Below are 19,546 nucleotides of genomic sequence, written 5' to 3' on the forward strand. Positions count from 1 at the left end.
CATGATAACAGATGCCCGGGTTCTTCAACAAGAGTTCATTCCGAGAGAGGTCCGTCACCGGGATTCGGAAGTAAACTACCTCTCCAGTATCCTCGAAGCCGTCATAAACGGCAATTCTACAGAGCCAACGTTACTGTACGGTCCATCCGGGGTTGGGAAGACCTGTATTGCTCAGTACATTGTCGAAGAACTCCGTGGGAACGTCGTTGACCTGAATACACAGTACGTGAACTGCTGGGAGGATTATACTCGATTCAAAACCTTGTACCAGTTACTGGATGGCATCGGAGAAGCGTACGACATTCACCGCCAGTCCACTCCACGGGATTTGCTTCTTGACCGTCTCCGTGACTACGACGAAGCACCGTACGTCGTCATCTTAGACGAAGTCGATCAACTCCAGAACAAGGAGTTGTTGTATGATTTATGCCGAATGCGGGAGCTGACGCTGATTCTCATTGCTAACCGGGAGGAAGAGTTGTTTTCGCCGTTAGATGAACGTCTGCACAGCCGTCTCCGGAACGCCAATCGTATCCATTTCAACCAATACGGGCACGATGAATTAGTATCGATTCTACGCGATCGTGCTCGTTGGGGACTGGCAGAAGATGCAATAACAGCATCCGGGTTACAGCAAATCGCGGAGCGTGCAGCAGGTGATGCTCGTGTAGCAATCGGGATTCTCAGGAAAGCAGCACGGACAGCTAATCAGAACGGGCAGAGTCGAATCCAGTCATCGGTGATCGCAGATGTTGTTTTGGAAGCGAAATTGGAAATCGAGCGGGAGACAATTAATCGCCTCACTCCTCACCAGAAAACGCTGTACAACATCATCAACGAGGCCGAAGAAATCAATCCACCCACTCTGTACGAACAATACAGTAACTTGGTTGAGGATCCGAAAACCGAGCGAACGGTACGGAACTACTTAGCCAAGTTAGAGCACTACAACCTCATTATCGCGGAGGGGAATACGAAAGCTCGCGTCTACCGTGCTCGATCGTGACTCGGTGTGACAGCGATTTGGAAGCACCGCACCGTTCCCTATTGTCGCTTGGATACACCGTTTCGTTGTAATGCCCAAAGACGAACAGTCAGACACGTCGTCTACAATAAAATCGTCGTCATCGTCGGACAGGAAGCCTGCGACCTTACGGCGGAAACAACTCGTGGACGCGATTTCAAACGATTCATTCAACGACTGGTATCAAGAACAGCAGTTCACAGAGAACATCTTAGAGGGGAAACCGTATTTCAACGGGGCATCTCCGCCTCCAGATTCGGAGAAACACTCTCCGAGCAAATTGCTTCAGTGCCATCGCAAAGTCCGGTACTATGCTGAGAACTCACCGAAGGAAGGTGATCCTCCACAAGGCCTCTTCTGGGTTGGATCACAGTTCGAAGAGGAGATCGTCGTTCCGTACTTGTTAGAGGCCATCGCAACGGACGAGACCTACGTCCGGAATTCAATGTGGATCGATACGGAAATCGAGACCAATGACGGCACGGTTCGGCTGAAGGGAGTAACTGACCCGGTGATTGTAGATGCAGACGGGGATCCAATTCTCGTAACGGAGATCAAGACGACATCGTCTTTAGACTATCTTGACGGGCCGAAACCCCACCACAAGGCACAGCTACACGCGTACATGTACGCGCTCGATGAGGAGTATGACCGATCTCTTCAAGATGGGTTGCTCCTGTACGGCGGGCGGGATACCCTCGATATTTCTGTGTTCCATATCCCATTTGATGAGCGATTTTGGAACAAGAGCGTAATCACATGGATGCAGGCACAAACACAGTACCGGGCGAACAACGAACTCCCGCCAAGAGAGCCAGCATTCGACTGGGAATGCAACACGTGCCCGTTCAGAAACCGATGTGGCCAGACGAGCGCACCGTTTCAGGATACAGGATTCACGGGGTTACTAACGGGGTTCACAGACTACCGAGAACCGAATTTGCGGGAGTATTTCGACGCGTATCCAGGGGCGAAGCTGACTCCCACACTGGCTCACGAATATCCAGTGTTGGCCGAGCAATACGGCGTGTACAACTGGAAGTGCCGAGGCTGCGGCTCCACCTACGCGTGGGATGATGTTGACGTAGAGTCAGACTCGCCGTTGTGCGATCGGTGCGCTGAGAACAATGATTTACAGACAATAGTGGTTCTCGGTCCGAACGAGCAGAACGTCGATACTCCTTGATAATATGGAAATCGTCTCTAACACGGTCTACTCCCATCCAGATCATGGTGAAGTGCTTGTCACAGCGGTGTTCAGGAAGTATGGAGTATACGTTGAGGGGTGCGGAGGATCGATACCGGGGGAATGGTACGTTCAATACGCAACAGACTGGGATTCCGGACAGAGGCCTGCTGGCCCCGTGGGTGACGTTACAGAACCGGTGTCCAAATTCATAGACTCAGTCAGAAGCACATAGTACCGCGTGCCCACAGTTGTGTGTGTCAAATACCGCCTGGATTATCGCTTAGAATCGTTCTCGTGGTCAGACCCCTTCTCCATGTGCTCAGAGTAATCTCTCTCGGATTCGGAAGAGTCGGTGATATCTTCACCGGACGCCTTCCGGGTCGGATTGACATCTTCTGCGCGGGCCAACTGATCAGAGTTGTCTTCAATCCATTCATGCATCTCATCAAGACCCTCATCCAGCTGTTGTTCGGCTTCCCGCAACTGCCGGTATCTGTACATGATGTCGAATTTTTCTATCTGATCGAGCACCACTAATCCCCGTTCCGTAATCATGTACTCATGGTGTACCGCCCGCTGATCGCGCTCATATTCGTCTTTCCCAAGACGGGTCGTAATTACGCCAAGTTCCTGTCCTTCATCCAACCGCTTTGTAAGCGTAGAAGGGCTCACGCCGACAAGCTCTTTCAACTCATTAAACCGCTTACTGTCGTTTTTGAGATTGACCAGGATACCAATCGACCCACTACGGTCTAAGTATCCACTGATTGCTTTCACCATTACACTCATCCTGGTTGTCGCTACCTCATATACTCCATAGTACACTTCAACCCGTAGTTCGATATGAAGTGTAGTAGTTTCCAAATCAAATTATAGTGCTGTACTGCAGTCGGCGTATACTACCTTTATTCAGGGGTTTCAATGGGTTATTGGGCAGGTTCCGTATTCGGTTTCGGAATCACCGCCCGCTTGAATAAGTTCAAATCGAAGCGAATAAGCTACGTATGAAACCCCAAACGAATTCACCACGAACCCCGACCGAAGTTGTTTCGAGTATTGCTGATCAGGCTGAGAATCTCAGCCCAAACCACGGCGATCTTGTTGATCTCGTTGCGGAGATCAACATTCACTCAGAGTGGTTTACTGATTCATTTCAGCAAGAGCGGCGCTCCTACGCGTTAGACTCGCTCGTATCGGTCTTCCTGTACCAGTACGCGCAGGGAATGTCCGCGCATGAGCTCGTCGATCATATCATCAAGAACAGTCTGACGAGTCAATTGGACCTACCGCGAGCACCGTCACAGGCGCTGCTCTCCCAAGTATGGCGTAACCAGTTCACTCAGACTGAACGGTCGGTGATTCGGACAGCAGCTCTCCACGTCAAGTTAGCTCACGATCTCAACTGAACGCGAAGCTGGCATCCCTGACTGACATGACTGGCACTACGCTCGGACTGCCTGGAGGTAATCCGCGACCACGTTTAGCCTCTGCATTGTCCAGTCGTAGTGCTGCTGCGAGTCACACCGGTGACGGGACGCGGAGTCGTTCTCAAGAAGCCAGACTGACACCACTTGCCATCCGCCGTAGCACTCGCGCCTACGCAGTGATCGATTCTGGAGGGGTGAATGGCTGACGACCCCTCGGACGCTATTGAAGCCCGATTGGTGGCCCAGGCAGCCAGCCTCTTCGAGGTTCACGATAATGTGTCTCGGGTGATTAGCAACCTCGATCTACCGGTTAGTGATTTCCAAGACGAGTACGATATCACGATGAGTGACTCGTTCGATTTCGAGGCGATGGTTCGACTTTACCTGTACAAAGAGGTCTCGGGACTGAACCAAGAGGACGTTACCGACCGTGTTCAGAAATGGTCCTACTTACAACTCCGATTTGGGCTGGACCGCGCGCCGACCCAGCAAGCACTTTCATACACAGAACGAAACCGGTTTTCGCTCGGTCTCAGGCGGTTACTCGGTAAGGTTGCCGACGGGATTCACGACGCCGGATCCGAAGAAGGAATTCAGGCGAAGGAACTCGCGTCACCAGATACGAATCCGTCACCAGACGAGATCGAGGAATCCTCCACACCGATCCACCATTACGTGGACAACCAAGCTCCAGATATCATTTCGGCCGCGTTAGATGACGTGTGTCCCGCACTGGACACTCAGCGACGACACAACACCGTTCACGACGACCGGACAGTCTGGGAGCATCAAATCTTAATGAGCCTCTCTGACCGAGCAGGGACACGCTCAGCGTTCCGGACGTTCAACAAGTTCCGGGGGAATGCTCTCCACCACGATACGCACCTACGCGCGGTGAAGAAACTCGGAACGCCCTCGTCGTACCAGTACACATTTGATGATTTCAGTACAGGAAAGCGCCCAGTCCCTGACTGGCGACGTGTCACTGACGCAATTCAGCCGCAGTTCAACGACGCTGTCGATAACCTGTTGGACATGATTCGACCAGCTGACGAGTTCACTGAGCCTGTCGTCGCTGCAATCGACACGATCCGTGTGCCGGTGAGTGTCACGCCGTATAAAGGAAGGGACGATGAAGAGCCCGATGATCCTCGGGTTGTCGTCAACAAGCAGTCAGGGAATACGCGAGTTCCGAAGGAGGATTACCCCAAGATGATCAACGGGCGGAAAGGCAAACCGTATGCGTACGAGTACGCGACGCTCACGATCGTGGGTCGGAACGCCCCGATTGTGCTTGCAGTGGAACCAATCCGCCACGACTCACGGTGGGAGTTGGAAACCGGGATGAGCGTCTCGTGGGCGGAGGTGGTTGACCGGCTTATGGAGCAAGCAACGGAACTCGTAGATATTCATTTAGTGATGGCCGACCGGGAATTCGACCGTCATGGTGTCCTCCATGTTTTAGATCAGTACCATGACGTGGACTATTTGCTGCCAAAAAAGAAGGATTCGAAGGCACTGAAACAAGAGGTGGACACCGTTCGGTATGATCCAACGCTAAAGAGTCGTGTTCGTCCAGGGACACTGTATCTCCGTGACGAGACACCGTACATCGACGTTGATCGAGATACGACGGTTGGCGACGACAACCGTAGTCACGATGTGAACTTCATGTACGTCCCTGCGGAGAAAGAGGACTGGGTTCACACAGAGACGAACGATGTCCAGTACACCGTATTCGTCACGAACCGTGACGATGTGTCGCCATTAGATGCGCTCGGGTTTACCGACCGGTATTCGAAGCGGTGGGATATCGAGATTGAGTACAAGATGATCCAGCCGTTGATCCCGTCGATCGCGTCGAAGGATTACCGGATGCGGTATTTCTCGTTCGTGTTCAGCTGCCTGTTGTACAACCTGTGGCGGTTGACCGATCACTCGCTGAAGGTTCTCGTGACGGAGGCATACGATGATTACGGACGGTTCCCGTTTGATGATCGATTGGACCCGCTCCTGACGATGCCGGACTTCTTAGCGTCGGCGTTGATTTTGATGTTCTGTGATGGTGGCCTGGATCCACCTGACTGAGAGAGCTGACTTTCGACGTTCGAGCTGATCTTCGGTAGCGGTGCTTTTCTTCTGAATTCGCTGATTTCGACGATATGTATCACTCTCCGAGTATTTTCTCAGATCGGACTCTGGTTGAGTCGTAGCAGAGAGTCACGATCGGAATAACCAGCAAAAAACGCCCCTATCCATTTGTATGCGATCTACCTTCCGAACTTGTGGCCGAACATGGGATTCAGCGAAAGATCGTTCTAGACGGTGAACGACGCGGAATACGGAAACTTCGGAGTGGGTGGACGTGATAGCGGTGAGTCAAGCGAGCTCGCTCCGCCCACGACTTCCGATGGCCCGGCGGGGGTCGGGGGACAGACCGAATTCTCGAAACGAGACGGCCACTCTCGGACTCGGGACCGATACCCGTGCGTACGGTGCTATAGCGATTCCGACGGCGGATGCACCCGAAGATCAGGGATTGCTGGGATGTGGTCTTCTGGAGTTCGGCGATCCGAGAAGAGCTACCATCTGCGGTGAGAGCGATAAACTGGTCGGCCCGACCAGCGAGGACCGGTGGGCGTATTTCGCGTGTATTAGCGATCATCCATGTCTGGCGTGCCCAATTTATCGGCGTGAGTCCTCGCACTCGTTCAGCAGAGGACCTTCGGACAGTGGAATTCCCGCGTCGTCAACAGTCCCCCTTGTACAGTGGATAGAGCGCTACCGACTTGTACAGTAGACAGGACACTGCTGACACGGGGCTCTGTTGAGACGATATCTATTACGAGGCGCGACCGAGGGTGAATCGCAAGCGGTGACGGATACACCGGTTCACCGTGGTCGCACCCAAACACAGATTCGACGGCGTGGACGGGCCGATCTCGTATCGATACGCGGCCAGAATTAGAGCTCCTCGCGCGAGTGGTCAGCCGGATTCGAGCGCCCAACACAGACTACCCAGAGAACGCGACTGATTCTGTCGACGAGGCCCACGAACACCCGGACGGATTCACGGAGACGAGACTGTCACGTCGTCCAGCCTCGAAGACGGACTGCAACAGAGAAGGCGCGTTTGATCTCCGCGGCCTGCGGAAAGTCGGTGCCGAGACTTATTCGCCGCCGTCGCCGTCCGGATCCGGAGCGGGGCCCGGACCGCCCGCGCCGGTCTGGAAGACGAACTCGTGTTCCTCCTCGGTCTCGAAGTTGTTCAGCCCGTCGCCGAGGTACTGGGCGTAGCGGACCAGTTCCTCGGCGCGCGAGGACACTTCGTTGAGTTCGGCGGCCTGCTCTTCTGCGGCGCCTGCGACGTTCTCGCTCTCGGACATCGTGTCCTCCGCGAGGTCGGCGGCCTCCTCGATCATCCTCGCGACCTCGCGGATGCTGTCGAGGGCGTCGCCGAAGTCGACGCCGGGATTGTCGTCGGCGAAGTCGTCGAGCTGTCCGGCGACGCCGTCCATCTCCTCGGAGATCCGCTGGAGGCGTTCCTTCTGGTCGTAGGCGTCGTCGGAGATCCGCTGGATGGAGTCGGCGACCTGTTCGCTCGCGTCGCGGACCGTCTCGGCGCTCTGCTGGACGGACTGACCGCTCTCTTCGACCTCCACGGCGAAGGTCTTGAGCTGACCGGTCGTCATCTCCAGTTCGGTCAGCATCTCGTTGAAGTCCTTGGCGATCTGGTCCATCGCCTCGTTCTCGCCTTCGGGCTCCATCCGCTGGGTGAGGTCACCGCGCGCGCCTGCCTGCATGATCGCCGAGTACTCCTCGGCTTTCTCCTGGAGGTAGTTGCTCATCTCCATCGCCTCGGCGCGCGAGACCTCCGCTTCCTTCCGTGCGCGCTCGGCCTCGTCGATCTGCTCGCGCAACGCGTCGCGCATCTCGGCGAAGCCGTCGTAGAGCCGGCCGATACTGTCGATGCGTCCCGACTCGATGTCGACGTCGAGGTTGCCGTCCTCCATCTCCTGGGCCTTGCCTTTCAGGCGGTCGATCGACGACGACGTGTTGTAGCCGAGCACGGCCCCGATGAGCAGCATCATCAGGATGGCGCCGCCGGTGGCGATCATCCCGAACCTCGTGACCTGCTGGACGTCACCGTAGAGGACGTCTGCGGGGGCGTGAACGAGGACGACCCAGGTGTGGTCGTTGTTCGGAACGACGACCTGGGAGTACCCGACCGCGTATTCCTCGTTCATCACGTCACTGTCCGTGCGGCTCGAAATGACGCCGCTCACGTTGTCGGTCAGGCTCATCGCGGCCTGGAGGGCCCCGCGGTCGCCGTACTGTTTGAGCGTCTCGTCGGGCGACTGGTCGTGGCTCACGTCGACCGACTTCTCGTCGATCTGGATCGTTCCGGTGTTGTTGTTGACGACCATCGTGAACCCGCCCGAGGCCCGGTCGGCCCCCTGGAGGTTGCTGGCGATGTTCGTCGTTCCCACTTCGACGAGGAGGTACCGATTCGAGGTCCCGTTGACGGGACTGACGAACCCGACGATCGGACTACCGCTGCTGGACGGACGGTAGACGTTCGAGACCGCCACCTGGTTGGTCCCCCCGAACTCGTGGCCCATGAACCAGGAACGCTTCGTGCCTTTCAGGGAGTTCCCGGTCTGAGAGGCCGTGCTCGCGATGAACTTGTAGTCACCGCCGGTCTGCTGAACGAGGTGCATAGCGCTCACGCTGTCGGGCATCACCTCCGCCATCTGTTTGCTGAGTGCCTCCGACATCTGTGACCGGTCCTGCCCGGCGTAGGCCGGTGTCCCGGACGCGAGTCGCGTGGACAGCCGGTTGCTCTCGATCCATCGACCGACGAGGTTCGATTCCTGGACCGCGAGCCCGCTGTATTCGCTTTCGATCTGTTTGCGCGTGTGGTCGCTGAACTGCTGGGTTCCGAGTAACCCGATGGCGCCGATAGCGACCCCCATCACCAGCAGCACAATGAGGAACTTCAGCGCGAACCGCTTCCTGATGAAGTCCGGGACGATCGTCCGGACGATCCCCATCACTCCGCCATCACCGCCGTTACCTTCACCGCTCATCGGTCCACACTCCTGTGGATTCTCGGTCGTCGAACTGCACCTGAGCCATTGCCACCGCGGGAGTCGCCCCCGTGCCCTGACTCGATCCGTCTGCGTTGCCCCAATTGCCCATAGGATTGCATGTTCGACTATCTCATATATAGTTTTGGAGAACTTCGGGCGTTCTCGCAGCGTGACAACGCCCACGACGCATCGGATCGACGACGAGCTGGTCACTATCGGACAACGACGGGGCTCACCGGTCCGATCCCCGCGGATTTAAGCACGGGCCAGTCCCATCGAGGGGCATGACAGATCTCGTCACCTTCGGCGAGTCGATGCTCCGACTCTCGCCGCCGGGCCAACAGCGCCTCGAAGCGATCGACAGTCTCGACGTGCACGCCGCCGGCGCGGAGAGCAACGTCGCCGTCGCCGCCGAGCGCCTCGGACTGGACACGGTGTGGCTCTCGAAACTCCCCGACTCCCCGCTGGGCCGCCGAGTGACGAGCGCGCTCGGCAACCACGGCGTCGAGGCCGACATCGTCTGGGACGACGACGCGCGCATGGGGACGTACTACGTCGAGATGGCCGGGAAACCGCGCGGGACCAACGTCATCTACGACCGCGCCGACTCGGCGGTCACCACCGCGACCGCCGACGAACTCGATACCGACCGCATCGCCGAGGCCGACGCCTACTACACCTCCGGCATCACGCCGGCGCTCTCGGAGACGCTCCTCGAGACCAGCCGGGAACTCCTCGCGCTCGCCGACGACAGCGACACCACGACGGTCTTCGACGTGAACTACCGTTCGAAGCTGTGGTCGCCCGCGGACGCGCGAAACACGCTAGAAGGACTGTTCGACGACATCGACGTGCTCGTCGTTGCCGAGCGCGACGCGAGGGCCGTCCTCGACCGGGAAGGCGACGCCGAGGCCATCGCTCGCGACCTCGCCGACGAGTTCGACTTCGAACTGACCCTGATCACCCGCGGTGGCGAGGGGTCGTTCGCCCTCCACGACGGCGACGTCTTCGAACAGGGCGTCTTCGAGGCCGACGAGTACGACACCGTCGGCACCGGCGACGCGTTCGTCGGCGGCTTCCTGGCGTCCTGGCTCGACGGCGGTTCGGTCCCCGACTCGCTCGAGTACGGGGCCGCGACCGCCTCGCTCAAGCGGACGATGCCGGGCGACATCGCGCTGGTCACCCCCGAAGAAGTCCAGCGCGTCGTCGACCAGGGCGAGCAGAGCGGCATCTCCCGCTGATCCACCGGTTCCGTTCGGGAACACCCGCTGTCTCTTTCTACTCACGAGCGCCCGAGCCTTCGTCGCGATACACCGCCACCCGAGATACCGAACGGTGCGAAACCGGTCGCTGAGGCGAGTCTACGAGCCGACCGCGAGGCAGACGGGTCGCCCGGAGCGTAGCCCCGACCGAATCGGCCCGCGACATGCTTTTCACTGTTCCAGCACTCTGTTCGCGTGACGAGAATCACCCCGTCTCCCGGGAACTCCGAAGCGAGCGCGGACCGTTCGAACGCGGATTCGGGTGACAGGAGGAGACACTTCATGAGTGAACACGCATCCAGACATTCCGGCGAACGTACCGCCGTCGGCACCGGGGACGCCCTCGCGACATCGATCCCCGGGTTTGAGACACGGGAGTCGCTCGGATCGGACGAGAGCCACGGAGACACCGACCACATCGCCCTGATCTACGAGGACCAGGTCGGGCAGTTCGAGACGGTCGTGCCCTTCATCCGAGAGGGTCTCGAACGCGGGGAGCGATGCATCTACGTCGCCGACGACAACTCGGTCGACGAGGTCCTCGACGCGATGCGGGCACGCGGCCTCGCCGTCGACGACGCCGTCGAATCCGGGGCGCTCTCGGTCTATACGGAGGAGGAGACCTACCGGCGGACCGGCGAGTTCGACCGCGACGCGATGATCGATTTCTGGAGAGACGCTCTCGCCGACGCGACCGACAGCGGATTCACGGGAGTCAGAGCCGCCGCCGAGATGACGTGGGCGGTCGACGCCGACGACGCCGAACTCGACGACCTCTGCGAGTACGAGGAGTTACTCAATCCGCTCTACGAGGGCGAGGACTACACCGTCCTCTGTCAGTACAACCGCGACAGGTTCCCCGCGGAGACGCTGCACGACGTCCTCAACACGCACCCGTTCCTCGTCTACGACGGGACCCCCATCGGGCAGAACGTCTACTACACCCCGCCGGAGGAGTACTTCGGCGCGGACCGCCCGTCTCGCGAACTCGACCGAAAGCTGACGACGCTCGTCGGCCGCGCTGACGCGCGAGCGGCGACGGAGGCTCACGAGCGCTATCAGCGGACCCTCTACGAGACCATCGCCGATCCGAACACGTCCTTCGACCGGAAGATCGAGGACCTGCTTGAGCTAGGCTGTGACCGGTTCGACCTCGACATCGGCTACTTCGCGAAGACGGCCGACGACGAGACGCTCGAGATCACCGAAGCCGTCGGCGACCACGAACGCATCGAGCCCGGCGTCACGGAGTCGATCTGTGACACCTACTGTGAGAAGTTGCTCGACCGCCGAACGATAGCCGTCACCGACGCTCGGAAAGAGGGATGGGCCGACGACCCGGCCTACGAGCGGTACGGGCTGGACGCGTACTTCGGGACGACCGTCCGCGTCGGCTACGAGGACTACGGGACGCTGTGTTTCGCCGCGGAGTCGCCCCGCGAGGCTGGGTTCTCCGACGCCGAGCGGACGTTCCTCGACCTGATAAGCCAGTGGATCGAGTACGAACTCGAACGCCGGCGCCGCGAGCGGTTCCTCCGGGAGAGCTACCGGATCACCGCCGATCCCGACCTCGACTTCGACGCGAAGCTCGAACGGCTGCTCGAACTGGGCACGGACTGGTTCGGGCTGGAGATGGGCGGGTTGAACCACCTGCCGTCGTGGAGCGGCGAGTTCCGGCTGGAGCGGGGCGTCGGCCTCGGCGTCGACGCGGGCGAGGAGCTGTGGTCCGACCCGGGCTACGGCTGTTTCTGCCGGCGGACCATCGATTCGGACGAGCCCGTCGCCATGGCCGACGTGCGCGGCACCGAATGGCAGGACGACGAGATCCACCGGGAGTTCGGCATGACGAGCTACCTCGGCACGCGAGTGATGAACGGCTCGACGCCGTACGGGACGCTCTGGTTCGGGAGCACGGAGCCCTGCGACCGACCGTTCACCGAGTCCGAGCGCACGTTCATCGAGCTGATGGGCCAGTGGGTGAGCTACGAACTCGAACGCGAACAGCGCGAACACCACCAGCAGACGCTCAGCCGGATCGCCGCCGACCCCGATCGGTCCTTCGAACAGAAGTTAGACGACATCTTCGAACTGGGCTGCGAGCGGTTCGACCTCGACATCGGCGGGCTCGCGACGGTCGATCCGGCGACCGATTCCTTTGTGGTAGAAGCCATCAACGGCGACCACGACCGGCTCGTGCCGGGCGCGGAGGCGCCGCTCTCGGAGACCTACTGCCGTGCGGCCACGGACGACGAGGCGGTCGCCGACATCACGGATCCCGAGCGCTCGGGCTTCGGGAACTCGATCGCCTACGAGGAGTTCGGCGTCGAGACGTACCTCGGGACCCGGGTCGAGGTCGAGAACGACCCCGACCGAACCTTCTTCTTCGTGTCGACGGAGCCGCGGGACCGCGAGTTCACGGACGCCGAACGGACGTTCCATCAGCTCATGGCCCAGTGGATCAAGTTCGAACTCGCCCAGAAGCAGCGTGAGCGAGCGCTCGAAGAGTCCAACGAGCGGCTCGAACAGTTCGCCTATGCGGCCTCGCATGACCTGCAGGAACCCCTGCGGATGATCACGAGTTACCTCCAGTTGCTCGAAGACCGCTACGCGGAGGTGTTCGACGAAGACGGCGAGGAGTTCCTGGAGTTCGCCGTCGACGGCGCCCAGCGGATGCGCGAGATGATCGACGGACTGCTCGAATACTCCCGGGTCGAGACGCGGGGGGAGCCGTTCGAACCGGTCGAACTGGACGAGATCCTCGACGACGTCCGCACGGACCTGCAGATCCAGATCGACGAGGCCGACGCGGAGATCACGGTCGACGACCTCCCCCGCGTGGAAGGGGACGCCAGCCAGCTCCGCCAGGTCTTCCAGAACCTGCTCAACAACGCCATCCAGTACAGCGGCGACGATCCGCCGTGCGTCGACGTCGAAGCGACCCGACGGGGACGAGAGTGGGTCGTCTCCGTCGAGGACGACGGCATCGGCATCGACCCGGACGACCACGACCGCGTCTTCACCGTCTTCGACCGGCTGCACAGCCGCGTCGAGTACGAGGGCACCGGCATCGGGCTCGCGCTGTGCGAACGCATCGTCGAGCGCCACGGCGGCGAGATCTGGGTCGAGTCGGAACCCGGCGAGGGCTCGACGTTCTCGTTCACGCTGCCCGCGCTGGCCGACCAGTAGGCCACGGTAGCGTTCGGCGTGTCCGCCCCTGTCAGAGCGGAGCTGTGCTGAATCGCGTGCTGTCGCGTTCTGCGATCCACCGAACCCGAGCGAAGCGAGGGTTCGGCTTTTTCGCCCACGTTTTTGGCGGAGGGTGGGCGCGAGGCGCCCACCCTCCGCGAAAAAGGTGGTTGACAAAGCCCTTTATCCCTGCCGGGGGAAGCCGTTCACATGAACCGAACACACCGGCGACGGGAGGTATCGATCTGAGATGCGCAGCGCGAAGATAGTCTGCACGCTCGGCCCGGCCAGCGAGTCAGAGGAGACGATCGAGGGCCTCGCGCGCGCCGGGATGTCGGTCGCGCGGATGAACGCCAGTCACGGCACGCCGGAACACCGGCGCGAACTCGTCGACCGGATCCGGGCGGTCGACAGGCGTATCGACAGCCCGGTCGCGGCGATGCTCGACCTGCCGGGGCCGGAGGTCCGGACCGCGCCGATCCGCGAGGAGATCACGCTCGAAGGCGGCTCGACCGTCCGGTTCGTCGAGGGCGACGACGCGACGCCCGAGGAGATCGGCGTCTCGCACGACATCTCCGCCGTGGAGCCGGGCGACAGGGTCCTGCTCGACGACGGGCGCATTGAGACGACCGTCGAGTCGGTCTCCGACGGCGTCGTCACGGCGACCGTCGAGAACGGCGGCGACCTCGGCGCGCGGAAGGGCGTCAACGTCCCCGGCGTCGAACTGGGCCTGCCCGTCATCACCGAGCAGGACCGGAAGGAACTGAAGGTGGCGGCCGAGAAGGAAGTCGACTTCGTCGCGGCGAGCTTCGTCCGCGACGGCGAGGACGTCTACGAGATCACCGACGCGCTGGACGAACTCGGCGCCGACATCCCGGTCATCGCGAAGATCGAACGCGAGGTCGCGGTCGAGAACCTCGCCGGGATCATCGACGCCGCCTACGGCGTGATGGTCGCGCGGGGCGACCTCGGCGTCGAGTGCCCGCTGGAGGACGTGCCGATGATCCAGAAGCGGATCATCCGCCGGTGCCACGAGGAGGGAGTGCCCGTCATCACGGCGACGGAGATGCTCGACTCGATGGTCCACGCGCGCCGACCGACGCGCGCGGAGGCGTCTGACGTGGCCAACGCCGTCCTCGACGGCACGGACGCGGTCATGCTCTCGGGCGAGACGGCCATCGGCGACCACCCGATCCGTGTGGTCGACACGATGAACCGGATCGTCCGCGACGTCGAGGAGTCGCCCGAGTACGCAGAGAACCGCGAGCAGCGCGTGCCGACGGCAGACGAGACGCGGACGGACGCGCTCGCCCGCTCGGCGCGGTTCCTGGCGCGGGACATCGACGCCAGCGCCATCGTGGCTGCCAGCGAATCCGGCTACACGGCGCTCAAGGCCGCCAAGTTCCGGCCGTCGATCCCCATCGTCGCCTCGACGCCGAGCGAGGACGTGCGACGGCGGCTCGCGCTCTCGTGGGGCATCATCCCCAAGAGCTCGCCGTACACGGCGGACGGCGCGGACGCGGTCATCAACAACGCCGTCCAGTCGGCGCTGGACACGGGCGCGGCCGAGAGCGGCGACACGGTCGTCGTCCTCTCGGGGATGATGACCGAACTCGAAGGCGTGAACACGGCGAACATGCTCAAGGTCCACGTCGCCTCGGAGACGATCGCCTCCGGGCGGTCGGTCGTCGAGGGTCTCGTCTCCGGCGAACTCCACTGGACGGAGGACGGCGACCTCTCGGCGGTGCCCGAGGGAGCGATCCTCGCGGTGCCGGAGGACTTCGACGGCGAGTTCAGCGGCGACGTGGAGAAGCTGGCCGGCGTCATCGACCGCCACGGCGGCATGACGAGCTACGCGGCCATCGTCGCCCGGGAGCTCGAACTCCCGATGATCTCGAACGCGTCGCTCCCGCGCGACATCGACTCGGGGACGGTCGTGACGCTCGACGCCGAGCGCGGCATCGTCTACGACGAAGCGATCCAGAGCCGGGCGCGCGAGCGGACGGCGAAGCGAGATTCGCTGTAATCGCCGACCCTCGCATCGCCGAAGACCTCCGCGGCGCCGCCGTCGTTTTGACGCGTTCAGGTGGTATCGACGCACATATGTCTCGGCACGTCCAGTCATCGGAAAATGTCGAGCGAGTCGATCACCGTCCACCTCGTCGGTGACTCCACGATGGCCGAGAAGGACCCGGAAGAACGCCCCGAGACGGGCTGGGGAACGCCGTTCGCCGAGTACGTCGACGAGTCGGTGACGGTCGAGAACTACGCCCGCAACGGCCGCAGCACTCGGACCTTTCTGGAAGAGGGGCGCTGGGACCCCGTCGTGGAGAACCTCTCCGATGGCGACTACGTGTTCGTCCAGTTCGGGCACAACGACGAGGTGCCCTCGAAAGAGCAGTACACGCCCCCGGAGGCGTTCGTCGCCAACCTCGGGAAGTTCGTCGAAGAGACGCGCGAACGCGGGGCGAACCCGGTGCTTCTCACCCCCATCGCGCGCCGGCACTTCGACGACGAGGGACGACTGGAGGACACCCATCAGGAGTATGCGGCGCTGACCAGGGACGTGGCACAGGACCGGGACGTCCCGCTGATCGACGCCGACGAGCGGAGCCGGGCGCTCCTGCGCGAACTGGGAACGGAGGAGTCGAAGTCGCTGTATCTCCACCTCTCGCCGGGCGAACACGTCAACTACCCCGACGGTATCGCCGACGACACGCACTTCAGCAGAGAAGGGGCGCGCCGGATGGCCGAACTGGTCCTCGACGGGATCGAGGAACTGGACCTCGAACTGGCCGCCCGCGTGGTGCGAGACGAGGAATAGGCGGTTCGCTGCAACGGCCTGATGTTCGGGTTCCGTGTACGGACAGCGATTCAGCGTCGCTGATCCGCTGGTGGTCGGCCGAGGCGGCCGCGACGAAACGGGTACTCGGTGACGGGTGAATATGTGCAGTTAAGTAGCGATGGGACGACTCACCGATTACAATGGCCACCTACGCAGGAGTCGACCTCGGCGCGACGAACATCCGCGCCGTCGTCGGCGACGAGTCGGGGGGAGTCCTCGCCTCGCGTCGGACCGAGACCCCGCAGGGACCGAACGGCATCGCGGTCACCGAGGCGGTCCTCGACGCGCTCCGGGGGGCGTGCGACGAGGCCGGCGTCGACCCGACGGGGATCGTCGCCGCCGGCGTCGGGTCGATCGGCCCGCTCGACCTCGCCGAAGGGGTGATCGACAACCCGGCGAACCTCCCCGACTCTATCGACCGGATCCCGCTGACCGGCCCGATCGGCGAACTCGTCGACAGCGACGAAGTCTACCTCCACAACGACACCACCGCCGGCGTCATCGGCGAGCGCTTCTACTCCGACCGCAACCCCGACGACATGATCTACCTGACCATCTCCAGCGGCATCGGCGCCGGCGTCTGCGTCGACGGCGAAGTCGTCCAGGGGTGGGACGGCAACGCCGGCGAGGTCGGTCACATGACGGTCGACCCCAACGGCTTCATGACCTGCGGCTGCGGCATCGACGGCCACTGGGAGGCCTACTGCTCGGGCAACAACATCTTCCGCTACGCCCAGCGCCTCCACGACGAGGACCCCGTCGAGACGTCGATGCCCCTGGAGAGCGCCGACTTCTCCTCGGCCGACGTCTTCGCCCACGCCAACGAGGGCGACGAGTTCGCCGAGTACGTCCTCGACCAGGTCACGCAGTGGAACGTCATCGCCGTCGCCAACATGATCCACGCCTTCGCGCCGCTGGTCATCTACGTCGGCGGCGCCGTCACGCTCAACAACCCCGACCGCGTCCTCGGACCGATCCGCGAGCGCCTCGACGACGTGGTGTTCTCGAACGTCCCCGACGTGCAACTGACGACGCTCGGCGACGACGTGGTCGTGAAAGGGGCGCTTGCCAGCGCGCTCACCCGGGGGACCGGCGACCGCTCGCGCGTGCGGTCGAACTGAGCGGTCGTCGACCCAGACGAGCACTCCCGGCCGTCACTCCCGAATGTCCGACAGGCGCTGGAACGCCGTCGGCGGGAACCGCAGTTCGACGCGGCTCGGCGGCCGCCCCTTCTCGTTCGAGACCTCCGACTGGACGCGCTCGACGACGCCGACCTCCGCCATCTCGTAGAGGTAGCGCTTGACCGTCCCCGGCGAGAGGTCGACCGAGGGATCGGAGCTGATGGCTTCGGTCGTCGCGGTGACGGAGGCGCGGTCCTCGGGGTCCAGCGCGACGAGCTTCCGGAGGACCAGTTGCTTGTTCGCGGGGAGCGCGAGCACGCGGCCGAGCGAGACCGACGACCGGGGGAACTCGTCGATGGCCGCGCTCACGTCGGCTTCGTCGATGCGCGTCCGGTCGGTTCGGCTCGCGCGGTCGGCGGCGACGAACAGCGCGGCCATCGCGTCGTGGGCGTTCCCGTCGGCCCAGTCGGCGATCCGGCGCGCCTGGTCGTGGTCGAGGCCCTGCCGGGTGAGGCCGAGCGAGGCCCTCGTCATCAGCAGGTCGACGAGCGTCTCGCGGCGGTAGCGCTCGACGCGGATCTCGGTGGCGGTGTACTCCGTCAGCGAGAGGTCCTCCGGCGGGATCCGCCCGATCGCGAGCCAGCTCACGTTGCTCGGCAGGCCGGCGAACAGGTCGACGAGCTCCTCCGCGCTGGTGCCGTCGGGCTCGCAGACGTGGTCGACGGCGACGACGACGCCGGTACGGGAGCGACCGAGGACCTCGTGGAGGCGGTCGCTGAGGTCGTCGGTGCTGATCCCGTGGTCGGGGACCGACTCGTCGACGAGGGCGTCGAGGACGCCGTGGTAGAAGGCGAACTCGCTGGTGGTCTCGCGCATGTCGACGGAGACGAACGCCGGCGTGGCGGGCGGCGCCGCGCGCGTGCTCGTGTGGATGATCGACCGGGTGTCCGTCGACAGCCGGTTCAGGTGAGCGAACAGCGCCGTCACGACAGCGGACTTCCCCGAGCCGAACGGGCCCGAGACGTACGCGTTGGGCGGCAACTGGCCGTCGAACACCGGATCGAGGTGGTCGAGCAGTCGTTCGAGGACGGGGCCACGGTCCGACGGCTCCTCGACGTGGGACACGGGCGAAAGCGACTCGTAGTCCTCGACGAGGCGGGGGCCGTCCGAGCGGCGCCGTCGTCGTTTGATCCGCGCGTCGATGTCCATGTGAGATCTGGGTCGGTCCGTTGTGGGCAGTTCTTGCTACAGTACAAAAGGACTGCGGTGAGTCAGCGCCGCCGGGGGCGAGGGCCCGCCCGTGCGGGGTGACCAGTCAGAGGTACCCCGCGTTCGGCAGGACGCCGAGGATCGCCAGCAGGCCCACGACGAACATGGCGATCGCGATCGCCATCGCCGGCGGGTCGACGTGCGTCCCCGAGTGGGCGTAGAACAGCCGCTGGGTCAGCTCGCCGAGGAGTCCGCTGACGAGGCCGAAGACGCCGGCCGCAAGCAGGGCGACGACGCTCCCGGCGACGGGCGCGACGACGACCGCACCGACGGCGCCGATGAGGGTGATGTGGTGGGTCACCGGGATCTTCTCGACGCCGAGGTTGAGGAACAGCAGGCTGATCGCCGAGATGGCGTAGCCGAGGAAGATGCTCCCCGTCTGGATCCAGATGTAACCGCCGAGGATCCCCCCGACGAGACCGATCGTCGCGACGCCGGACCACTTGTACTGGTGGGGGAGCCACGGCTCGGTCGCCAGCCGCCCCTCGTGCTCGATGGGAACTTCCCCGCCGTCGGCGGCCATGCGCGGTTCCTCGCGCTCGAAGGGAGACATGTCGAGCAGGCTGCCGCCCGCGGACTTCCCGACGATGGGGTAGCCGAAGACGGCGCGCGCGATGAACGCGGTGACGACGACCGACAGCGCGATGGTGTCGGTGAGGCCGGTGCCGCCGACTGCGAGCAGGGCGGCCCCGAACTGGTTGACGAGCATCCCGAGAACGCCGAAGACCGCGCCGACCGCGAGGATGTCCGGCTGCGTGCCGAAGGCGTAGAGGATGTTCTTCCCGAAGTGGTAGTCCCAGCCCTCGGGTTCCATCTCGGGGTACTTCTTCCCGGCGTAGGCCGTGGCGGCCACGCCGCCGGCGAAGGCGATGTGCGGGCCGGTGACCGCGCCGAACCCGATGACGCCCGTCACGCCGGCCGCGAGTTCGCCCTGACCGATGTCCGGGAACGCCCCGCCGACCTCGCGCTGGAGGATCGCCAGCCCCTCGCCGAGGAAGACGACGAAGCCCGTGAAGATGAACGCCGGGAGCGCGCCGAGCGCGCCGCCGGCCGCGGCGGTGATGAGCAGGAGCAGGAACTGCTCGACCTCCATCCCGATGACCGGGACCTGGAGAACGGGCTCTATCATC

General features: G+C 62.6%; 12 protein-coding genes. 8 read left to right on the forward strand and 4 right to left on the reverse strand.

Annotated features, from left to right (window positions below; genetic code table 11):
* Position 1 precedes the first annotated feature (1 nt).
* Both PSC72_RS23180 and PSC72_RS23185 read left to right on the forward strand, forming a co-directional pair.
* Positions 2-1,006: a Cdc6/Cdc18 family protein gene (locus PSC72_RS23180; RefSeq protein WP_274323788.1), complete on the forward strand. Its 1,005-nt coding sequence runs from the start codon at positions 2-4 to the stop codon at positions 1,004-1,006.
* A gap of 70 nt (positions 1,007-1,076) precedes the next feature.
* Entirely contained in the window at positions 1,077-2,210 is a 1,134-nt protein-coding gene (locus PSC72_RS23185) for a CRISPR-associated protein Cas4 (RefSeq protein WP_274323789.1), read from the forward strand.
* A 276-nt stretch (positions 2,211-2,486) separates the two neighbouring features.
* Here PSC72_RS23185 and PSC72_RS23190 read toward each other — a convergent pair whose 3' ends face one another.
* Complete coding sequence (locus PSC72_RS23190) at positions 2,487-2,993, reverse strand: winged helix-turn-helix transcriptional regulator (protein ID WP_274323790.1); 507 nt, start codon at positions 2,991-2,993, stop codon at positions 2,487-2,489.
* A gap of 845 nt (positions 2,994-3,838) precedes the next feature.
* Here PSC72_RS23190 and PSC72_RS23195 point away from each other — a divergent pair.
* Positions 3,839-5,728: a hypothetical protein gene (locus PSC72_RS23195; RefSeq protein ID WP_274323791.1), complete on the forward strand. Its 1,890-nt coding sequence runs from the start codon at positions 3,839-3,841 to the stop codon at positions 5,726-5,728.
* Between the two features lie 1,082 nt (positions 5,729-6,810).
* On the opposite strand, the gene PSC72_RS23200 is transcribed toward PSC72_RS23195, so the two are convergent.
* Positions 6,811-8,730: a HAMP domain-containing protein gene (locus tag PSC72_RS23200; protein ID WP_274323792.1), complete on the reverse strand. Its 1,920-nt coding sequence runs from the start codon at positions 8,728-8,730 to the stop codon at positions 6,811-6,813.
* Positions 8,731-9,017: 287 nt separating this feature from the next.
* Here PSC72_RS23200 and kdgK1 point away from each other — a divergent pair, with 287 nt between their 5' ends.
* From kdgK1 to PSC72_RS23225, 5 genes are all read left to right on the forward strand, one after another.
* Entirely contained in the window at positions 9,018-9,974 is a 957-nt protein-coding gene (gene kdgK1, locus PSC72_RS23205) for a bifunctional 2-dehydro-3-deoxygluconokinase/2-dehydro-3-deoxygalactonokinase (RefSeq protein WP_274323793.1), read from the forward strand.
* Positions 9,975-10,277: 303 nt separating this feature from the next.
* The gene (locus tag PSC72_RS23210; protein WP_274323794.1) at positions 10,278-13,181 is read left to right on the forward strand and encodes an MEDS domain-containing protein; all 2,904 of its coding nucleotides are present in this window, start codon (positions 10,278-10,280) and stop codon (positions 13,179-13,181) included.
* Between the two features lie 250 nt (positions 13,182-13,431).
* On the forward strand, positions 13,432-15,207 hold the full coding sequence (gene pyk, locus PSC72_RS23215) for a pyruvate kinase (RefSeq protein ID WP_274323795.1): 1,776 nt from the start codon (positions 13,432-13,434) through the stop codon (positions 15,205-15,207).
* A gap of 105 nt (positions 15,208-15,312) precedes the next feature.
* Positions 15,313-16,005, forward strand: coding sequence for a rhamnogalacturonan acetylesterase (locus PSC72_RS23220; protein WP_274323796.1), 693 nt, complete (start codon positions 15,313-15,315; stop codon positions 16,003-16,005).
* A gap of 161 nt (positions 16,006-16,166) precedes the next feature.
* Positions 16,167-17,147, forward strand: coding sequence for an ROK family protein (locus PSC72_RS23225; protein ID WP_274323797.1), 981 nt, complete (start codon positions 16,167-16,169; stop codon positions 17,145-17,147).
* A 33-nt stretch (positions 17,148-17,180) separates the two neighbouring features.
* Here PSC72_RS23225 and PSC72_RS23230 read toward each other — a convergent pair whose 3' ends face one another.
* On the reverse strand, positions 17,181-18,356 hold the full coding sequence (locus PSC72_RS23230) for a Cdc6/Cdc18 family protein (protein ID WP_274323798.1): 1,176 nt from the start codon (positions 18,354-18,356) through the stop codon (positions 17,181-17,183).
* Between the two features lie 106 nt (positions 18,357-18,462).
* Positions 18,463-19,545 carry a hypothetical protein gene (locus tag PSC72_RS23235; protein WP_274323799.1) on the reverse strand — a complete coding sequence of 361 codons (1,083 nt, stop codon included), beginning with the start codon at positions 19,543-19,545 and terminating at the stop codon, positions 18,463-18,465.
* Position 19,546: the final 1 nt, after the last annotated feature.

The sequence above is a fragment of the Halosimplex aquaticum genome, from assembly GCF_028747785.1.
GTDB lineage: Archaea > Halobacteriota > Halobacteria > Halobacteriales > Haloarculaceae > Halosimplex > Halosimplex aquaticum.